Below are 18,221 nucleotides of genomic sequence, written 5' to 3'. Positions count from 1 at the left end.
ATCACACCACTACACAATCATAGGCGCTAGGTTAGCTATCCTAGGCCACCTCTCAGCAGCCTCAGCAGCCACAGGACCCTTTATGTCAGTACCTTTAAGGTCGCCCTCAGGTGTAACTAGTACAGCAGCGTTGTCCTCAAAGCTCACCCTTAGACCACTAGCCCTTCTTATAGGATACTTCTGCCTAACTATAACCGCGCCGAAGACCTGTTTACGCAGCTCAGGATTGCCCTTCTTAACAACAACAGTAACATGATCACCCACAGCGGCTGCGGGGATTCTCCTAAGCCTACCTTTAAACTTAGTTACTTGAACGAGTTTAAGCGTCTTTGCACCAGTGTTGTCCGCGCAATTGAGTATGGCGTTAGCTGGTATGGCTTTAGTTATGTATAGCTTGAACTCAGCCACACCTTTAGCTGAAACCGCGCGTGACTTAGACAACCTACTCACTCTCCTTACTTATGACCACAAAGGCAACCGATTTCGCCAGAGGTCTGCATTCGGCTATCTGCAAAGTATCCCCCTCTTTTACATCGATGCAAGGCGGTAGATGGGCGTGAATCTTGCTCCTCCTCCGCTCATACCTCATATACTTGGGGATGTAGTGAAGATACTCCTTCTCCACAACCACTGTGTTCTTCGCTTTAACGCTTACCGCTTTACCTTTTATCAACCTACCCCTTATACTAAGTTTACCGTGGAAAGGACATAGCTCGTCTGTGCAGCTCTTCTTAGGTGGTTCAACATCTATTCCTATGCGCCTCATTTAACCCTCACCTTCAACCTCTTTACCCTATCTTCAGGCCTCGCTACGAGCTTAGCTCCTTCAACCTCCACAACACCTTGAGGCAGCTGGAAGGCAAATCTGCAAACATCCTTCGGTAGCGTCTTTATACGCCCAGCAGAATAGATCTGTAGCGTCTTCTTGGTTTCGTAGACGACCATACCTTCGACGTTGTTAAGTGTGGAGTCTCGGCTATCTACCACTTTGACGTCAAGCCCGATCAACTCATGCGCCAAGATATTTGATGGTTTTATCTTCATCTACCTCCGCCTCACTTGCCAGCTAGCTCCTTCTCCCTCATTATGGTCAGAACTCTAGCTAGAGTTCGCCTAACACTTCTAATCTTGCCAGACTCCTTCCTAAGCGTGCCTCTAGCCGCTGCTGTTCGTAGGCGAAGAAGCTCGCTTCTGAGCTCCTGCGCTTTAGACGCCAACTCCTTGTAATCCATCTTCCTCAACTCAGCTGGCTTGAGCTTGGCCAACCTCTCCACCTCCTTCTTTTAACTCAAACTCCGGGGGCACAAGGTCTTTTAGCGCGATCTTAACTTTGATGCCGTAGAGCCCCATCTTCAGCAACACGTGTGTAGTAGCCTCCCTCACCATCTTCTCAGCTGGATCGCCGCTTTTCGGCAGAACCCCTGCTCGATACTTCTCAAAGTTCGCCCTCTCGCTCCTCAGCTTACCAGCGATCTTAATCTCAGCACCCATCGCTCCAGCAGCCATAATAGAGTTCAGCGCCCAGAGGGCAGCCCTTCTGAAGGGTGTGCCTTTTTGAACCATCTGCGCTATTCTTTTGCACATTATGAGGGGGTTCAGCTCAGGTATCTCGACTTCTGCGACTGAGATCTGTGGGTTCGGTAGGTTGAACTTTTTCTCTAGCTTTTCTGTCAGCTCTTTGATCCCTAGGCCCCTTCTACCGATTACTAAACCGGGTCTTGTGACGTAGACTGTGATCCTCGTACCGATAGGTGTCTTAAGTATGTCTGATGCACCGTATCCAGCGTCAGCCAGCTCTTGCTGAAGAAACTCGTCGATCTCGGCATTCCGTATATAGCTCTTCATCACGTTTTTGATGGCAGACATATCTAGACCACCTTACCTACAACCTCGATGTGGGTTAGTGTGTTGAAGCTGGGGCTTGAGCGCCCGAAGGCCCTAGGTATGTAACTCCTAACCTTTCTACCTCGTTGCGCAGCAGCGTGCACTATAATAAGATTATCGGTATCAAACCCTTTGAATTCTGCGTTCGCCTCCAAGTTTTCAAGAGCAGCAAGCACCTCTTTGGCGGCTTTAACAGGGTATCTTCCAGCATAAAACTTCTCTAAACCGGATTTATGGCCCAAATCTCTTTTATACTTTCTAAAAGGCACGACACGCTTCTTCGCGATAACCTCCTCTAATAGACGCTTTGCCTCAGGAAGAGTCTTACCTTTTATAAAGGCGCAGACCTCGGTTGCAGCCTTTGGGCTAACATCTACTTCGCGCCTACTGGCGCGCACGTGTATGAGAGGGTCGTATTCTTTGAAGCTGTAGCCGGATTCTGGCAATATGGAACCCCAATCTAGACTTGACCCGTCACACCACTAAATAAATACTTTACCTTACCCGCTCTCTGAAAAACTTGCTCGCTTCCTTCTGGTGCTTGTTAGGTGATCTGCAGCATCCTCTCTATCGCTACCCTCGCTCTTCTAGCGACCTCCTCGTCGACTTTGACTACGTAGACCATTTCTTTAAGCGATGTAAGGACTTTGTCTAGGGTTATCATCTTCATGTATTTGCAGACCGCGTCCTCCTTGACCGGTATGAATTTTTTATCTGGGTTTTCTTTCTTTAATCGATGTAAGAGACCGACTTCAGTCGCTATTATGAACTCTTTGGCCGGCGAGGTTTTAGCCTCCCTCAGCATGCCACTCGTGGATAACACTGAGACCCCGTTAGATCCGTCTGGCGAGCAGAAGTAGAGGCATTGGCTGACACAGCCGCACTCAGGGTGTATCAGAAGTTTGGCGTCAGGATGCCTTCTTTTCATAGCGTCAATATCTTCCGGTCTAATGCCTGCGTGGACGTGGCATTCACCCATCCATATGTGAAGCCTACGCCCAAGTTTGGCTTCAGCGTATGCACCGAGGAACATGTCTGGTAGGAAGAGGATCTCCTTCTCTTTCGGTATGGCTTCTATAACTTTGAGGAGGTTGCTGGATGTGCAGCAGTAGTCGCTTTCGGCCTTTACTTCTGCGGTGGTGTTTACGTACGCTACTATGACTGCGTCTGGGTGCTTCTTCTTCCAGGCTCTGAGCTGCTCTACGTTTATGGTATCGCATAGTGAGCAGCCTGCGTTCAGATCTGGTATGAGTACGGTTTTGTCTGGGTTGAGTATGGCTGCTGTTTCAGCCATGAACTTTACGCCGCAGAGCACTATGGTCTTGGCGGTTGTGTTTGCTGCATATCTGGCTAATTCTAGTGAGTCGCCTACGTAGTCTGCTACATCTTGCACCTCTGGTAGCTGGTAGTTGTGCGCTAAGATAGTTGCTTCTCTAACCTTCTTCCAGTATTTTATCTCCTCGACGATGTTATATGTGAGTTTTGCGGTCTGCACATATTGTTTTGTGGTGGGTGTCGGATAAAAGGAGGCGGTTTTCGGCAACATAAACCTTGAGGGTTGGATGAGTTGTTCTAATTTGCCCCTTATATGCCTACTTTAACCCCGGAGCTGCAGATGCTTCGTAGGGCTGAAATTGCTGATAGGGCTGCAATGTAGCTCGTCTTAGGGTTCGTCGATGATGGTGTGTTCTTCATCACTATGGTTATTTCACCGAATTCGCCCTTCGCAACTAACTCGTGTATGTTTACGTCTATGGTTGGGTCTGCCACTACACGTATGAGAGGCTCTTTTGGTTGGGCTGCGAGTGCTAATGTTGCTGCTACATTTACATTGGCTGGGAAGAGCCTTACCGCTTCCGAGGCGCTGCCCTCGTAGAGTAGGGTTGGTTGAGTGATGCTCTTTGGATCTAACCCTCTTTCAGTAAAGTAGGGTGATGAGGCTAGTGCGTTTGGGTGTTTGTGAGTCGTTAGGGTTAGATCTGTGAAGCCTACTATGCTTGCTGCTTTTATCGCATCAATTCCACCTAGGGCGCCTGAGATCACGTAGATTCTGTTCCTGTGCTTTTGGCAGAGCTTAAGTAGGTTTTGGAGTAGTGTGTTGTCTAGCAGCGCGCCTACGCTTAGTATGAGTAGGTCTTTTCTGCTCTTCAGAATCTTTTCAGCGTATTCTTTTACTGCTTGCTGTGAAGCAGCTTCTACTACTAGGTCTACTCCTGCTTTTAGGAGTTGGTTGATGGTCTTGACCACCTTGATCTTCTTTTTGAGTTGTGTGTTGAGCTTTTTTGCTGATTGGGGGTCCTTGTCTAGGACCGCCTTCAGCTTGGCACTTGGTATGAGCCCTTCGTCTATCGCTTTGGCGATCTCGCTTCCTATTGCTCCGCAGCCGATGATCCCTATACGCATCTTTTTAGGCATCTTCTTCACCTTTGTATGGTTCCACTTCTAGGCTGATGTCGAGCGGTTGAGGCGAGATGGTTAGGCTGCCCATAGAGATTACGTCCACACCGGCTTGCGCGTAGTCGAGGAAGTTTGTTTGGTTTATTCCGCCGGAGGCTTCTAGCAGAACCCTGTTTCGCAGGCCCCTTCGCTCAAATTCTTCTACGACTTCTTTGACACCTTCTAGCGGCATATTGTCGAGCATAATTATGTCAGCACCAGCCTCCGCAGCCTCTAACGCTTCGGCTAACGATCTTACTTCAACTTCAATCTTTGTTGTGAAGCTGGAGACCGCTCTCGCCCTCTTGACCGCTTCGCCGACGCTGCCGCATAAGTTGATGTGGTTGTCTTTAATCAGCACCATAGATGATAGGTCCATTCTGTGTGTGTCTCCCCCTCCGATCTTGACAGCCTTCTTTTCGAAGAGTCTTAGGCCTGGGTGGGTCTTTCTGGTGGCTGCTATGCGTGTCTGTAATCCTTTTGATTTGATGAGGTCTGTTGCTGCTCTGGTGGCGGTTGCTATGCTGCACATGTGTGATAGGAGGTTTAGGAGGGTTCTCTCAATGAGGAGTATGTTTTTGGCTTTTCCTATAATCTCACCTAGTATTGTGTTTGCTTCGAATCTCTCCCCGTCTCTGATCTTCATCCTAGTTTTGAGGTTTAAGAGCGAGGCTAGTGTTTCGACTTCCTCTGTGCCTGCGAAGACGCCGCTTGCCTTCGCTAATATCTTACCTTTGGCTTCAGTTTCTGGGTTTATGGTTAGTTCGGTGGTCAGGTCTCCCCAGGGTGCGTCTTCCTCTACAAACTTTAGCAGGGTTTCTTTGAGGAGGGGGTTGCTCATCCTACATCTTCCTCTATTCTCCAAAGCTCGTCAATTACGGTTTTTGGTAGGATGTGTTTTTTGCCCTGTTCATCTATGAGTATGCGTTTGGATGGTGTGAATCTGCCTATTTCTGCTACTGGTATGCCTTTCGCTGTGAGCCTCTTTTTGACCTCTTCTACGCCTTTTGGGTCTACGGCGAGTAGTAGGGCTCCTGAGCTTATTAGGCGGAGGGGGTCTATGCCTTTGAGTTGACATATCTTTTTTGTTACATCTCGTATGGGGATCTTTGCTTTGTGGACTATGAAGCCTAGTTTGGATGCTTCTGCCATTTCGCATAGCCCTCCTATTATTCCTCCTTCGGTTGGGTCGTGCATGGCGTGAACGTAGCCTGTTGAGTAGGCTTCTACGGCTTCCTCTACTATGCTGATCTTTTTGGCTAGGTTTACTGCTTCTCTTCTTGTGTTTTTTGGTAGGTCTTTGAGTGTTTTGTCGTGTCTGGCTAGGATTGATGTTCCTTCTAGGGCTGCTGCTTTAGTCATTAGGATTACGTCGCCTAGTTTTGCGTCTGCTGCTGTTACATAGCTCTCCGCTATGCTGATGCAGGTTGATATGATTATGGGTCTTTTGAGGTCTTTTACTGTTTCTGTGTGCCCTCCTGTTATGGTTAGTCCTATCTTTTTTGCTGCTCTGTGCATGTCTGTTGTTATCTGCTTAAGCGTGGATGCTTCCGAGCCTTCTGGGAGTAGTATGACTGATTGCAGGAACATGGGTTTGGCGCCTGCTGTGGCTACGTCATTCGCAGCAACGTTTACAGCGTACCAGCCTATCTCTTCAGCTACCCCAGTTATTGGGTCTGAAGATAGGATTAGGTAGATGTCTTTAAGCGCTATTACTGCGACGTCTAAACCGATTCTGGGTTTGACTTTCAGGAGTGGTGATGGTGCTCCTGTTCTTCTTAGGACTAGGGATTGTAGTATGTTTGGGGGTACTTTCCCTATTGGTAGGGGCATATCTGCGCACACTACCCACTAGCCACATAGCTCAAGTAAGAGTGGGTAGTAAACCCTTCTCCAACGTGTTTGTTGCCGAAAACTTAATGTGTTTCTGTTGGTTCAGATAGTGTGGTTGAAAGTGGGTTAAGTTGGGTAAGGTTGTTGAGAAGGTTAGGTTTACAAACTCCTTTGATCCTGAGAGGTCTGTTGAAGTAGAAGCAGTTGTTGACAGTGGCGCTACGATGGTAGTGTTGCCTAAGAGTTTGGTTAAGATGCTTGGTCTGAAGAAGGTTGAGGATGTGAAGGTGAAGTATGCTGATGGAAGTGTGAAGGAGAAAGAGGTGTATGGTGTGGTGAGAGTAGAGTTGATGGGCAGGGTGGGTAATTTTGATGTGTTGGCTGAGGAGGAGGGGGCACAGCCTCTTATCGGTCAGATCGTGCTTGAAAGGTTAGATTTGATAATCGAGCCGAGCACGAGGAGGCTTACCCCGAATCCAAGGTCGCCTGAAATGCCTATGATCGAAGTATTCGCAGTAGAGTAGGAATTAGCCCAACCCTCTCCACGCGTGTGTTTCTGATCCACTTGGACCGTTTGTATTATCTGCACCCTAAGCATCAAACTAAATAACCCACTCATCTAAACCTCAAGCAGCGACGCAAAATGCGCGCAACCAAGAGGTAACAGCATGTCAACAACCCACATCGCAGCCCAAACCCTCAAAACACTAGAGCCAGAAGAGTGGAGCGTGCTCGCAGCCCTCGAAAGAGCACTCGACGCCTACGAAGTCGTACCCTTCGACTACCTCTCCAAAGCCACACACCTACACATCGATGAAGTAAAGTTCAGAGCCAAGAAACTCGACCAACTCAAGCTCATACACCTCACCTCAAAAGGCGCAACCTTAGTCTCAGCAGGGCTAGACGCCCTAGCGCTAAGAGGCTTCGTCAAACGTAACCTCATAAGCGGAATAGGCTCGATGATAGGCGTAGGCAAAGAAGCAGACGTGTACGAAGCCGCAGACGACTCGGGCAACCTCTACGCCATCAAATTCTACAGAATAGGGCGAATAAGCTTCAGAGCGATAAGAGTCAAACGAAGCTACTCCGAAGACCTTGCACACCACCACTGGCTAAAGGTGAACATCAACGCAGCCAAAAAAGAAGCAGAAGCGGTCAGCAAACTACTCAAAGTAGGCGTCTCAGTACCAGAGATCATAGCACGCGAAAGACACGCGCTACTCATGAAGAGGCTTCACGGCAGACTACTCGTAGACTACAAAGAACTCAAAGACCCAAAGAAGACGCTAAAAGAGATCCTGAAGAACATTCGCAAAGCATACACCGAAGCAGGAGTCATAAACGCAGACCTAAGCGAATTCAACATCCTCTGCGAAGACCCAAAGATATGGATCATAGACTGGCCTCAAGCAGTGGAAAAGAACCACCCCAACGCAGAAATCCTCCTAGATAGAGATGTAGCAAACATACTCAGATTCTTCGGAAGAAGATTCAAGATAGAGTGCCCGCTTGAAGAAGCGTCCTTCTACGTCAGAGGCTGGAGAGACAGGGTCGAAGTCTACGGTTAGAAGAGCGTTACCTCCCCACGCCTAATCATCTCAGTAACCTGAGAAATCTTGCCCAACTCCTCCAACATTATACCTTCAACATCACCCTTCACAGCACCCAGACTCCTACCCCTCTCAAGCACTAGAGCAGCGCTTGCAACCTGAGGCTCAGAGATAGGCGAACCAATCCTACTCAATAAACGCACATAAACCTCCCTAACCCCGCTCACCTCACCAAAAATCCTATTTGCAGCCCTCTGCGCAACAACCTGATAGATCTTACCAGTGTGATTAACCGGATTCTTACCCGCAGTAGCCTCCATAGAATACTGGCGCATAGGCGCTATGAGACCATTAGCACGATTCCCCCTACCTGTATTCCCATCATCCCCAGCCTCAGCAGACGTCCCAGTCACGGTCAAGTAGTAGCTCCCAGTAGCCTTAATATCACCAGTATTCACTTTAACTACTACTTCGAGCTCACTCTGTTTGGCGGCGAGATCCTTAATCAAGTTACTTACATCCTCCATAACACTCTCATAATGGGAAGCATCAGGGATCAACCCACTCACAGTAGCAACAGCCACAGTAAGGTTCAGCGTCTTACCCCTCCTAAACCCCATGACTTTGATGTCCTCGCCAGTCTCAGGAAGCATCTTCTTCACCCGCTCAGAGTTCAGCAGCTTCTCAGTCTGCAAAACGAGTTCCTCAGTGGGCGTAAGAGGGGCATAACCCACACCTATAGAAGTATCATTCGCCAAAGGCACACTCTTCGACCCGCTGAAGACCGACATTAGATCCTGAGAACCCTGCTTTATCCTATAATCCACAACAACGTGCCTCTCCACATCTAGATGCCTCACAGCCCTCTTAAGATAATCCTTCACCGATGTGAGAGCTATACCACCAATCGGCACAGAAATAGTTTCAGACCCCTTGCTTATAAACGAAGTAGATCTACCAGCGATGAGGATATAGATAGGCTCTATAACCTCACCCCCACCGAATCTAGGCTGAGACCTACCACCAACAAGCAGCCCCTTATCCACGTTGTGGTGCAGTATTGTGCCGAACTCTCTAAGATAGTATTCGCAGAGGCTTAACGAAACGGCTTCACAAGCCCCATCTATAAGGCTGTCTGGGTGGCCGACACCCTTCCTCTCAACAATCTCCACTTCGAGCTCAGAAACAGGAGAAGCTTTAAGTTCCTCAGTATGCAGGAAGGACATCACCAACCCATCTTCCCAACGATTATATATCGTCTTCGAATTTGATGAACAGCACGTTATTGCCTCGTATAACCACTTTGCCGAATTGGGCAGAAAGCACACCCTTCGAATACTCCTGCGCATCCACAAGGATAACATTCATGTAGCTATCGACATTGGCCATCTTCCCTCGATACTCCAGGTCACTCTTCAGCTTCACAGAGATATGCTTGTTAATCGCCTTCTGAAGGCATTGCAGAGGCTTCTTCCCGCTGTGTGACAAAGGTTTTCACTTCTTTAGCTACTGAGTGACAACTATGGAGGGAGATAAAAACTTTCCTAATCAACTTTACATAACAATGGTGAGGAAACCTTTAACACTACATTAGAGGATAAGCTTTTCATCTGCCAACACATCTGAGCCTCTACGGGGTTTTCGCGTAAGCTTCTACTAGGTCTCGAGCCGTAACTATACCCACAAAATCCTCTCCTTGGAGAAGTGGAAGCCGCTTAATGCCCTTCTCCACCATAATCTTAGCTGCCTCACTTATGGTAGTGTTGACTAGCGCTGTGATCAGAGGTGTTGAAAGTAGAAACTTTAGCTGGGTTGTGAAGGGTAAGTTCCGCGCAGCCACTTTCGTGATAATGTCACGCTCAGCAAAGATGCCGTAGGGCTCATCATCCCTTGTGACGATGACGCTACCTATCCTCTTATCAGCCATCATCTGAGCAGCCTCTAGAGCCGTCGCATTCTCATCCAAACAGAAGATCTTCTTAGACATAACCCCCTCAACACCAACAGCCAAATCAGCTTCAGCGATACCTTTGACAAGATCGGTTGCGGTAACAATCCCTATCAGCCTATCACCCTCGAAGACCAGCAGCCGCTTCTTCTTCTCAAGCATCATCTTCGCAGCCTCCTTCAGAGAAGCATCCGCACCTATGCGGCCAAAGGAGATGGACATAACCTCCAGCGCTAGAGTTGTGGAGAGGTCTCGATTCAATGCGATGACCTTCCATATTATGTCAGTCTCTGTAAGAAGACCGATTGGACCGACGCTACCCATCACCACCAAACTTCCGATATGCTTTTCACCAAGAATAGTAGAAGCTACCCTAAGGTTTTCAGTCGGGTTTATCCACTCAACATTCCTCCTCATAACATCAGCTACTATCTTAACCAACCGCCCACTTACTGCCTAAAGAGCACTATTAAAGGTAGCGCAGACGATACACCTACCTGTTTGGATTTATCACAACCTTAAGCGACTCACCCTCGACGACGAGTCTAAACCCCAAGGCAGTCTCAGCGAGAGGTAGACGGTGAGAGATCAAACAACCTAACTCTAAGGCTCTGCTGGAAACAATCTTAAGAGCCTCCTCAAGATCTCTAGGCGCAGCACCATACGAAGTAGTTAAAGTTACCTCATTTCTCCAATACTCTGTCAAAGGGATGTATGGTCTGTAAGATGGGTCAGGCACCGCAAAAAATAGAACGGTGCCTCCTCTATCCACACACCTTATAGCATCTTCATAAGCTGATGGAGCACCTGTGCAGAGCACAACCTTATCAGCCTTCCTACCGTTAAAGCGGAGGAGAGCCTGCTCAACGTCTTCTTTGCGAGCGTTTATAGTTAAATCTGCACCCAAGCGTTTAGCGTGTTCTAACTTTTTTTCACTGATGTCTGTGGCGATGATCTTGGAGACGCCTTTAAGGCGGGCTAGCTGTAGGTGTAGAAGACCTGCTACACCACTACCAAGGATGAGAAAGGTGTCATCCTTCTTTAACCCCGCTACTCTCTGCCCACGTATAACACATCCTAAAGGCTCTATGAAGACGCCTTCATCAAAAGAAACCGAGTCTGGAAGCAGATATGTTCCCTTTTCCACGTTTATCTTCGGCACCCTGATGTATTGTGAGAAGCCGCCTGGGTAGTAGTTGGTTGTGTGTAGTGTTTCACACGCGGTCTCCTTACCGGATAAGCAGTATCTGCATACCCCGCAAGGGACGTGGTGTGAGACGAAGACCCTGTCTCCAGGCTTATAGGCTGTTACACCTTCACCTACTTCCACAACAACGCCTGTAGCTTCGTGACCAAGTACAACGGGTGCTCTCTTCTTGCGGTACCATTCTAAGATATCTGTGCCGCAGATTCCACAAGCCTCTGTTCTGATGAGGAGCTCTCCTGCACCTATCTTTGGCACTTCGACTTCCTCAATACGGATATCTTGATTGCTGTAGTAGACCGCTACACGCAACCGCGAAAGACCCTTTTAGCCGCCTCGCTTAACTCTCTCAAACAGCTCGAGCGCTTCCTTTGGCGTGTGGTTTTCGTGGATTATCGCTCTGATAGCCCTTATCATCGCAACTGGGTAGTCATGCTGCCAGATGTTTCTACCAAGATTTACACCGATCGCTCCCTTCTGAAGGGCGTCATAGATCCACTCGAAGACCTCGAGCTCTGAATCAACCTTCGGGCCCCCTGCTATAACTACCGGTACTGGACAGCCTCTAACGACCTTCTCAAAGCCTTCCTTGCAGTAGTATGTTTTCACTATTCTCGCACCTAGTTCAGCAGCAATCCTAGCGCTTAATGCGAGATATCTCGCTTCACGCTTCTCAAGCTCCTTACCTACGGCTGTAACAGCCATAACTGGTATACCGTAATCTTCGCATTCATCGACGAGTGTGGCTAGATTCTTTAGTGATTGGTGTTCATATTTGTGGCCTACGAAGATGGATAGAGAGACTGCTGAGGCGTTTAGTCTTATCGCCTCTTTCACGGATGTTATGATGCTCTCATTGGAGAGGTCTTCGCCTATAACGCTAACTGCGCCTGAGACTCTTAGTATTATGGGTTTGGTGTTCGTTGGATCTATGCAGGAGCGAAGTACACCACGTGTAAGCATAATTGCGTCGGCGTAAGGCATTAGTGGCGCCACAGTCTTACCAGGCTCTTCGAGTCTCGTAGTAGGTCCTTGAAAGTAGCCGTGGTCTATTGGTAGGAAGAGTGCACGCCCATCCTTCTGGATCAGTTGAGCTAACCTATTCCTCATACCCCACTCCAATTCAGATCACCGGAGATACGCGCTTGTTATTGATAACCTTTATCGCTCTGTTAACCAGTCTTTTAGAGGCTGTGTGATAACCTTTCGGACGTTTCTAAGCTCGCTGACACTTCTGGCACCTACTAGAAACATGGTCGCCTTAAATTGGAGGATTATCTTTTTAAGCGTATTTTCCAATTCTTCTTTAGAAACGACAGCCGCTTTAAGGAGAGGGTAGGCCATCCCGCTCAGCGCTGCACCCAGAGCGACACATTTGGCGGCATCTAAACCAGTTCTGATGCCTCCTGAGGCTACTACAGGGATCTTAACAGCTTTAACAACTTCGATAAGAGCAGCAGCTGTCGGTATCCCCCAGTCCCAGAAGATCTCGCCTAGCTCAGCCTTCTGATCAGCTTCAGCTTCTCGTGCACGGTGGTGTTCTATACCAGCCCAGCTTGTTCCACCAGCACCAGCTACATTCAATGCTGCTACATTAGCCAGCTCTAGCTTTAGGGCTACTTCTTTGGACAGCCCGCAACCTACTTCCTTAACTATAACTGGTAGGCTCAGCTGTTTAGTCAGCTCGCGTATCTTGGCTAGAACCCCTTTGTAGGTTGGTTCACCTTCTGGTTGTATGAGCTCCTGCAACGGGTTAAGATGGACTACAAGTGCGTCCGCCTTCACAATATCGATCAGCTTCTTAATATCGTCTAAACTTAGACCTCTTGCGAGCTGCGCTCCGCCTATGTTGGCTGCCAGAAAGATGCTGGGCCCTTCATTCCTAGCCACCCTGTAGGTTTCTGCTAGGTCTTCACCAAGTAGTGCTGCTCTTTGGCTTCCGAGCACCATACCTAGGTTCAGCCGCTCTGCAGCAGCCGCTAGATTCGCGTTAACCTTCGCCGCTTCAGGTGTACCGCCTGTCATCGCATCTATTAGTATAGGTGCTCCGAATCTATGGTTCAGAAAGGTCGTTGACGTGTCTATCTCGTTGAAGTCTATTTCAGGCAATGCGTTATGGATCAGATGCACACACTCCAGAAGGGTTGTTGCTGTGCGGGCTTGGACATCTCGCTCTAGAGGGATTTTTAGTCCGTCCAGCTTCCTCTTCGCTATGATCTCTTTCTCGTCTTCCCTCAAGATTCTACCCTTCTAGACACACGTGTGGCTATGGTCTCCTCTCCGCGTAATGCCTTTAAAACTCTTTCAGGGTAAAGCCCATTTACAAAGTATACGTCTAAGCCCATCGAAGCGATCTTCTGGGCTTCTTTAACCTTTCCCACAATCCCGCCGGTGACGTCGAGGCCAGCTTCACCAGTATGCTGAGGTAACCAGTTTGGAGAGACTTCTTTAAGTAGTCTACCGCTCTTCGGGTTTGTATCGTAGAGCCCGTCAACATCGACTATGAACACTACTCTGTGAGGCCTAAGGCTGCTTGCTATAATGCGCATAAGTGTATCTCCGGATATGACATAAGAGCCTTCTTCGGTTGAGATTACATCGCCATATGTGACTGGTGTTAAGTCGCTGGAGAGGACAGCGTTAAGAATCTCAGCTGTGCTTCCTTGTAGAAGGCAGAGCGGCTGAATGCTGTATGCAGAGACACCTGCTTTGAGTAAACTTAGCACGATCTCGTTATGCAGGGTTAAGACAGCTAGGCGTGTGAGAGTAACGCCTTTAGGGTCGATTTTAACTGGTTCAGGTGTTAAGCCGTATTTTTTCGCTATGGGGTGTGCATAGGAGCCGCCTCCGTGCACTATCACCAGCCTACCCCCATAGGATGCTAATGCGGAGGTAAGTCTATCTAGGTGGTTGTGGTTGAGGAAGAAGGGTCTGCTCTTATCTGTGATTACTGAGCCGCCTATCTTGACCAGCGCTAACTCTTCTCGATCCAAGTCTTCACCCCGTTGTTAGGTAGAGGTGTTACGAAGGTTTCTGAGGCTACTTTGGAGACCGATCTGACAACATCTTCTACACCCTCTTCTGAGCATAGTATGATCACACTACCGCCTCCTCCTGCTCCCGTCAGCTTCGCGCCTAGCGCCGAGGGGGATGATAGGGCTGCTTCGACTATTTGCTCGATCTTCTTTATCGAGATCCCCAGCCAGCTCAACGTAGTGTGGAAGAAGTTGAGGATCGCACCAGCCCTCTTTATGTCACCTGAGATCAACGATTCTGCACAGCATCTTGATAGGATGGTTGCTGAGTCAACCAAAGAGTTGAAAAGGGAGGGGTTTTGTTCTCTCCACAGCCTAACACGCTCTACTAGCTCGCCTGTTTCTCTCTCCACACCCGTGGAAGCTACTACAAAACTCACTTTATTCTTCAGCTGTATAGGTTCCGGCTGAGAACCTCTTGTGAATAAAAGTATGCCGCCTCTTGCAGAGACCTGAACATCGATACCTGAAGGGTTTTTATGTACGATGCGCTCAGCGGACATAGCCAACCTTATGATATCCTCTAACTGCAGTTTATGGCCTAGGGCTAGTGCTGTAGCGGCGACCGCAGCGACTGCAGAGGAGCTCGATGACCCTAACCCTGATCTGGGAGGGAGATCGCTCTGAACTGTAAGTTTAATGCCTCTATTTTCGCCTAGATGCTCTTTAACCGCCATAATGGCTACAGCAAGCGGCTTTAACCTTTCGTGTATGTTGCTAGTGGATAGATCTGCTTGTATCCCGAAGTCTTTTGAGTATATGGTTGTTGCTGAGGCGGGCTCGGCTTTTGCTGTGGTGCCCTTATTTATGGCGGCAGCTAGGGCTGTGGCGCCATAGACCACGAAGTGTTCTCCGCAGATGATTATCTTACCCGGTGCGTACGCGTATGCTTTCAAAGCCTATCCTTTACAGAATCTTATAGAAGCATACCCTACTACCGAGCTCTTGTCTCCGCTAACATCTCCGCTCGTGGCATACTTAAGAAGCTCAGCCCTCTTTAGTGAGAGATCGTTGACTGCAGTCATAAGGGCGGCGATAGGTCCGTAACCGCATGCTGAAACATCTAAACGCTGAATAACACCGTAGAGCTTGAGAACATCTAGAGAGAGGGCTGCGTTTATGAACTCTGCATCTTTACGAGCGGCTTCTCTTTGGCTCTCGTAGTGGGTTAGGTCTGATGACGCGATGATTAGGCATCGCCGCCCTTTTACGATCTTAGCGATAGCATGCCCCACTTCTACGGCTGTCTCCTTGTCTTGGAAGAGCATTGAGACAGGTAGGATCTTGAATTTTGAGTCGTAGATGTACTGGAGGAAGGGTAGCTGGACCTCAATAGAGTGCTCTCTTCTATGCGCCTCTTCGCTGAAGTCGACTATCCCAGAAATCTTAACCAGAGCCTTAGCGTCCTCGACGCTAACCTCAAGATCGCCTAGGGGTGTACGCCAAACACCACCAGCGACCGTAGCAACCCCGCTTCCTAACCCCCAATGATTTGGACCTAGGATGACTACTAATTCAGGGGTGGGGAGGGATGAGGCGTAGTAGTAACCGTGGGCTGCGACTGGGCCGGAGTAGATGTAGCCAGCGTGTGGAGAGACGAGTCCAGCAACCTCCTCATCAGACTTGGGTGCTGGTGGTATCTTCTGTGGGCCGAGGGGGTGTAGGAAGCAACCCTCTATGCTCTTTTTGAGCCTAGCCGGGTCTGCCTCATAGAACTGTCCAGCAACCGCAGGTCTTCTAACCTCCAAGCGTATCAGCAGTAGAGTGGTATGTGCTCGCTTTAAAACGTTAGGGTTAAGGCTTTTCTGCAACAGCCTCCTCGACCAGCTTAGTTTCGAAATCTTCGATGGTGTACTTCATGGGCTGGTCTGCAGTCAGTCTGCCTGTGCGTATGAGTACGGCTCTTGCTAGGAGCCAGAAGACGGCTGCTAGAGCTTTTCTCCCCCGGTTATTTGCTGGTATGACGAGATCGACCTTTGAGGTGACGTTATCTGTGTCACAAATCGCTACAACTGGTATGCCCATCTTGGATGCTTCGTCAACCGCTTGGGTATCGATTGCCGGATCAGTCACTACGACGATCTCTGCATCGATGTGGTTGGGGTAGAGCGGGTTTGTGAAGGTTCCGGGCATAAACCGCCCTGTGATCGGAATAGCGCCCGTCAACTCACAGAACTTTTCAACAGGTGTCTTGCCGTACTCTCTGGATGAGTATACGACCACCTTACTTATATCGGCTCTGGAGATAAACCGTGCTGCGATCTCTATTCTCGCCAAAGTCTTACTGAGGTCGATGTAGTGAAGCCCGTCTGGTGTCGTTCTGCTTACGAAATGCGCCATAGCCTTCGTCTTAACCATCGTGCCGACCCTTATGCCAGTTGAGAGGAGGGTCTTCTCAGATATCATAGTCTCTGGTTTACTAGGTTGCTCCACACCCTCGGCTTCCTTACCCGAATCTTTAGTAGACATCTAGCGCTCTACCGCTTACCGTATAGACCACCAACTACACATCTTAATAAGGCTATACTATAATAGTTGGGGTCAATGTACTAACAAATTTATGGGTAGAGTATTTCACCGTAGGGGCATCTCCGCATCGTTCCGCAAAGGTGTGAGCCGCGGAACATCATATCTGGGCATCTAACCTTAACCTTACCATCGCCGTAATCTATGAGCAGAGCTACGATATTCTTCTCCTCAATATATTTGCATCTGACGAGCTTAGCAGAAACGTTTGATGCGCCTTCTCTCGGCCCTCCCTCAAGGGCTACTGATATAAAAGGTAGGAGGGTCAACTCACCACTAAGCTGGAGAAAGCCGCCAAATACGCTGTGAGACCTTATAGGCTGCGACGATTCGCAGACGAATACCCTCCCAGACTCGCTTTCCTTCAATTTTTCGACGATCTCGTCAACAAACTCTCTGGGACCTTTGATGAGCAAGCCATATGCCTTCTCCTTCACCCTTACTTTATCACCAAGCTCAGCAAAAACTCTATACCAGAGACTAGATGGCGTGCTCTCCGAATTAGGCGAAAGAACGACCCGAACCGTCTTCTTTTCTGTAGACATCACACACCACTAAGCGTTAGAGGCAAGGACAGCTGCACCCACCGCGCCAGCGAACTGCGAGTGAGGAGGCACCTTTACTTGAGAATGGGTGATCTTCTCTATAGCCCTCACTAGACCCCTATTCAAAGAGGTGCCGCCTATCTCTATGATAGGAGACCTCACTTCGATCTCTTGAAGCTGCTGCTCAAAGAACTGCTCCGCTACGCTGAAGCAGGCTGCTGCCGCAACATCCTCCTTCTTTGCGCCCGCTGCCAAAGCGGCTACTATATCCTGTATGCCGAAGACTATACAGTAAGCATTCATCCGTATGTTGCTCGGGTTACCTCTGAGAGCAAGCTCACCAAGCTCGCTCACACTTACACCAAGCCTAGCGGCTGCGACCTCCAAGAACCTTCCGGATGCGCCTGCACATACCCCACCTACCGTAAAATTGTAAGGGATGCCATCGTGTGTGCTGATCGCCTTATTATCGTTACCACCAATATCTATGATCGTTGCATCGCCGGTATGCTGATCTGTTAGGAATGTAGCTCCTTTCGCGCAAACGGTTATTTCCTCCATAGCGACTTTCGCATTAAACTTCGGGCTTAGAAGATGCCGCCCGTAACCTGTTACACCAACCGGATCGCTGCCTACTGAGAAGCGCGTCTTCGCACCATTAACCGCCTTCTCCACAACCTTCAACGCTGTATCAAGTATATCAGTGGTCGGCAGGGCACTGAAGCCAACTACCTCACCCTCCTCCATCAGAACCGCTTTGGTCCAGGATGAGCCTGAATCCAAACCGAGGCTTACACCCTCTTGCCTCTTTACCTCCAGTAAAGGTCTCTTTCTGATAAGGTTTGCAAGCGCTTCTAACCTAAGGAGAAGGTTTTCTGCCTTGGTCCGCTCTGTATAACTGTATGTAATTATTGGAAGGTTAAATCTGCTCTGCAGATATCTACGTAGCACCGTCCTAGTTAGACTACCCTCAGCGCACCTGAAGCAAGTAAGCAGAAGTATACCATCGACATCACGGTAGTTCTCTAGAGCTATCGCTTGACCCAGCATAACCCTAAGGCTGTGGCTGACCGGTGAGAAGCCCAGCTTCTCAACCCCGAGCTCAATCTCCTCTAGCGACGCTTCCGGAAAGAAGATTTCAGCACCCACAAGCTCCGCAACCTTATCGAGCTCTGGCTGTATTCCGCTCCACTCAGTTCCACAGGAAATCTGAGCTATCCTTACCTTTTCTTTCCTGTAGAGTAGTGGGATGGTCACCAA

At 48.9% G+C, this 18,221-nt stretch carries 24 protein-coding genes; 2 read left to right on the top strand and 22 right to left on the bottom strand.

The window, feature by feature from the left end; all coding sequences use genetic code 11:
• Positions 1 to 9: 9 nt before the first annotated feature.
• The 10 genes from HA494_00745 to HA494_00700 form a co-directional block, all read right to left on the bottom strand.
• The gene (locus tag HA494_00745; protein ID NHV96309.1) at positions 10 to 441 is read right to left on the bottom strand and encodes a 50S ribosomal protein L14; all 432 of its coding nucleotides are present in this window, start codon (positions 439 to 441) and stop codon (positions 10 to 12) included.
• Position 442: 1 nt separating this feature from the next.
• Positions 443 to 766, bottom strand: coding sequence for a 30S ribosomal protein S17 (locus HA494_00740; GenBank protein NHV96308.1), 324 nt, complete (start codon positions 764 to 766; stop codon positions 443 to 445).
• Positions 763 to 1,044 carry a ribonuclease P protein subunit gene (locus HA494_00735; protein ID NHV96307.1) on the bottom strand — a complete coding sequence of 94 codons (282 nt, stop codon included), beginning with the start codon at positions 1,042 to 1,044 and terminating at the stop codon, positions 763 to 765. Before HA494_00735 ends, HA494_00740 begins: the two co-directional genes overlap by 4 nt.
• Before the next feature lie 11 nt (positions 1,045 to 1,055).
• The gene (gene rpmC / locus HA494_00730; GenBank protein ID NHV96306.1) at positions 1,056 to 1,232 is read right to left on the bottom strand and encodes a 50S ribosomal protein L29; all 177 of its coding nucleotides are present in this window, start codon (positions 1,230 to 1,232) and stop codon (positions 1,056 to 1,058) included.
• Between the two features lie 10 nt (positions 1,233 to 1,242).
• Positions 1,243 to 1,845 (bottom strand): 30S ribosomal protein S3, encoded by a 603-nt coding sequence (locus HA494_00725; GenBank protein NHV96305.1) that lies wholly within the window; start codon positions 1,843 to 1,845, stop codon positions 1,243 to 1,245.
• 23 nt (positions 1,846 to 1,868) lie between these two features.
• A complete protein-coding gene (locus HA494_00720; GenBank protein NHV96304.1) occupies positions 1,869 to 2,330 on the bottom strand; it encodes a 50S ribosomal protein L22 in 462 nt (153 codons plus the stop codon).
• 98 nt (positions 2,331 to 2,428) lie between these two features.
• Complete coding sequence (gene nadA / locus HA494_00715) at positions 2,429 to 3,430, bottom strand: quinolinate synthase NadA (protein NHV96303.1); 1,002 nt, start codon at positions 3,428 to 3,430, stop codon at positions 2,429 to 2,431.
• A gap of 38 nt (positions 3,431 to 3,468) precedes the next feature.
• Positions 3,469 to 4,299 (bottom strand): aspartate dehydrogenase, encoded by an 831-nt coding sequence (locus HA494_00710; protein ID NHV96302.1) that lies wholly within the window; start codon positions 4,297 to 4,299, stop codon positions 3,469 to 3,471.
• Positions 4,292 to 5,161 carry a carboxylating nicotinate-nucleotide diphosphorylase gene (gene nadC, locus HA494_00705; protein NHV96301.1) on the bottom strand — a complete coding sequence of 290 codons (870 nt, stop codon included), beginning with the start codon at positions 5,159 to 5,161 and terminating at the stop codon, positions 4,292 to 4,294. Before nadC ends, HA494_00710 begins: the two co-directional genes overlap by 8 nt.
• Entirely contained in the window at positions 5,158 to 6,153 is a 996-nt protein-coding gene (locus HA494_00700; GenBank protein NHV96300.1) for a hypothetical protein, read from the bottom strand. Before HA494_00700 ends, nadC begins: the two co-directional genes overlap by 4 nt.
• Before the next feature lie 131 nt (positions 6,154 to 6,284).
• On the opposite strand from HA494_00700, the gene HA494_00695 reads away from it, so the two are divergent.
• Both HA494_00695 and HA494_00690 read left to right on the top strand, forming a co-directional pair.
• Complete coding sequence (locus HA494_00695) at positions 6,285 to 6,677, top strand: hypothetical protein (protein NHV96299.1); 393 nt, start codon at positions 6,285 to 6,287, stop codon at positions 6,675 to 6,677.
• Between the two features lie 144 nt (positions 6,678 to 6,821).
• Complete coding sequence (locus HA494_00690; GenBank protein ID NHV96298.1) at positions 6,822 to 7,721, top strand: serine/threonine protein kinase; 900 nt, start codon at positions 6,822 to 6,824, stop codon at positions 7,719 to 7,721.
• Here the strand turns inward: HA494_00690 and HA494_00685 are convergent.
• From HA494_00685 to HA494_00630, 12 genes are all read right to left on the bottom strand, one after another.
• On the bottom strand, positions 7,718 to 8,929 hold the full coding sequence (locus tag HA494_00685; GenBank protein ID NHV96297.1) for a methionine adenosyltransferase: 1,212 nt from the start codon (positions 8,927 to 8,929) through the stop codon (positions 7,718 to 7,720). The two genes, HA494_00690 and HA494_00685, sit on opposite strands and share 4 nt — an antisense overlap.
• Positions 8,930 to 8,951: 22 nt before the next feature.
• Positions 8,952 to 9,191: a ribonucleoprotein gene (locus tag HA494_00680; GenBank protein NHV96296.1), complete on the bottom strand. Its 240-nt coding sequence runs from the start codon at positions 9,189 to 9,191 to the stop codon at positions 8,952 to 8,954.
• Positions 9,192 to 9,333: 142 nt separating this feature from the next.
• Complete coding sequence (locus HA494_00675; GenBank protein NHV96295.1) at positions 9,334 to 10,092, bottom strand: CBS domain-containing protein; 759 nt, start codon at positions 10,090 to 10,092, stop codon at positions 9,334 to 9,336.
• A gap of 52 nt (positions 10,093 to 10,144) precedes the next feature.
• Entirely contained in the window at positions 10,145 to 11,167 is a 1,023-nt protein-coding gene (locus tag HA494_00670) for an alcohol dehydrogenase catalytic domain-containing protein (GenBank protein NHV96294.1), read from the bottom strand.
• Positions 11,168 to 11,182: 15 nt separating this feature from the next.
• Positions 11,183 to 11,977, bottom strand: coding sequence for a 3-hydroxy-5-phosphonooxypentane-2,4-dione thiolase (gene lsrF, locus HA494_00665; protein NHV96293.1), 795 nt, complete (start codon positions 11,975 to 11,977; stop codon positions 11,183 to 11,185).
• Between the two features lie 39 nt (positions 11,978 to 12,016).
• A complete protein-coding gene (locus HA494_00660; GenBank protein NHV96292.1) occupies positions 12,017 to 13,093 on the bottom strand; it encodes a type 2 isopentenyl-diphosphate Delta-isomerase in 1,077 nt (358 codons plus the stop codon).
• The gene (locus tag HA494_00655) at positions 13,090 to 13,848 is read right to left on the bottom strand and encodes an isopentenyl phosphate kinase family protein (GenBank protein ID NHV96291.1); all 759 of its coding nucleotides are present in this window, start codon (positions 13,846 to 13,848) and stop codon (positions 13,090 to 13,092) included. Before HA494_00655 ends, HA494_00660 begins: the two co-directional genes overlap by 4 nt.
• Positions 13,830 to 14,786 (bottom strand): mevalonate kinase, encoded by a 957-nt coding sequence (gene mvk, locus HA494_00650; protein ID NHV96290.1) that lies wholly within the window; start codon positions 14,784 to 14,786, stop codon positions 13,830 to 13,832. The genes HA494_00655 and mvk overlap by 19 nt, the downstream gene beginning before the upstream one ends.
• A 3-nt stretch (positions 14,787 to 14,789) precedes the next feature.
• Positions 14,790 to 15,638 carry an AmmeMemoRadiSam system protein B gene (amrB, locus tag HA494_00645; GenBank protein ID NHV96289.1) on the bottom strand — a complete coding sequence of 283 codons (849 nt, stop codon included), beginning with the start codon at positions 15,636 to 15,638 and terminating at the stop codon, positions 14,790 to 14,792.
• Between the two features lie 46 nt (positions 15,639 to 15,684).
• Complete coding sequence (locus HA494_00640; GenBank protein ID NHV96288.1) at positions 15,685 to 16,359, bottom strand: 30S ribosomal protein S2; 675 nt, start codon at positions 16,357 to 16,359, stop codon at positions 15,685 to 15,687.
• An 89-nt stretch (positions 16,360 to 16,448) separates the two neighbouring features.
• A complete protein-coding gene (locus tag HA494_00635; protein NHV96287.1) occupies positions 16,449 to 16,961 on the bottom strand; it encodes a DUF2102 domain-containing protein in 513 nt (170 codons plus the stop codon).
• A gap of 9 nt (positions 16,962 to 16,970) precedes the next feature.
• The gene (locus HA494_00630) at positions 16,971 to 18,212 is read right to left on the bottom strand and encodes a methanogenesis marker 15 protein (protein NHV96286.1); all 1,242 of its coding nucleotides are present in this window, start codon (positions 18,210 to 18,212) and stop codon (positions 16,971 to 16,973) included.
• Positions 18,213 to 18,221 lie beyond the last annotated feature (9 nt).

The organism is Nitrososphaerota archaeon, from assembly GCA_011605775.1.
Classification (GTDB): domain Archaea; phylum Thermoproteota; class Nitrososphaeria; order Nitrososphaerales; family JAAOZN01; genus JAAOZN01.
The sequence above is the reverse complement of the archived record's forward strand: the minus strand, read 5'-3'. Positions and strand labels throughout refer to the sequence as shown.

Coding starts and splice junctions, on each gene's coding strand:
- HA494_00740 (NHV96308.1), bottom strand. CDS start 766: ATGAGGCGCATAGGAATAGATGTTGAACCACCTAAGAAGAGCTGCACA.
- HA494_00735 (NHV96307.1), bottom strand. CDS start 1,044: ATGAAGATAAAACCATCAAATATCTTGGCGCATGAGTTGATCGGGCTT.
- rpmC (NHV96306.1), bottom strand. CDS start 1,232: ATGGATTACAAGGAGTTGGCGTCTAAAGCGCAGGAGCTCAGAAGCGAG.
- HA494_00725 (NHV96305.1), bottom strand. CDS start 1,845: ATGAAGAGCTATATACGGAATGCCGAGATCGACGAGTTTCTTCAGCAA.
- nadA (NHV96303.1), bottom strand. CDS start 3,430: ATGTTGCCGAAAACCGCCTCCTTTTATCCGACACCCACCACAAAACAA.
- HA494_00710 (NHV96302.1), bottom strand. CDS start 4,299: ATGCCTAAAAAGATGCGTATAGGGATCATCGGCTGCGGAGCAATAGGA.
- nadC (NHV96301.1), bottom strand. CDS start 5,161: ATGAGCAACCCCCTCCTCAAAGAAACCCTGCTAAAGTTTGTAGAGGAA.
- HA494_00700 (NHV96300.1), bottom strand. CDS start 6,153: ATGCCCCTACCAATAGGGAAAGTACCCCCAAACATACTACAATCCCTA.
- HA494_00690 (NHV96298.1), top strand. CDS start 6,822: ATGTCAACAACCCACATCGCAGCCCAAACCCTCAAAACACTAGAGCCA.
- HA494_00685 (NHV96297.1), bottom strand. CDS start 8,929: ATGTCCTTCCTGCATACTGAGGAACTTAAAGCTTCTCCTGTTTCTGAG.
- HA494_00640 (NHV96288.1), bottom strand. CDS start 16,359: ATGTCTACTAAAGATTCGGGTAAGGAAGCCGAGGGTGTGGAGCAACCT.
- HA494_00635 (NHV96287.1), bottom strand. CDS start 16,961: ATGTCTACAGAAAAGAAGACGGTTCGGGTCGTTCTTTCGCCTAATTCG.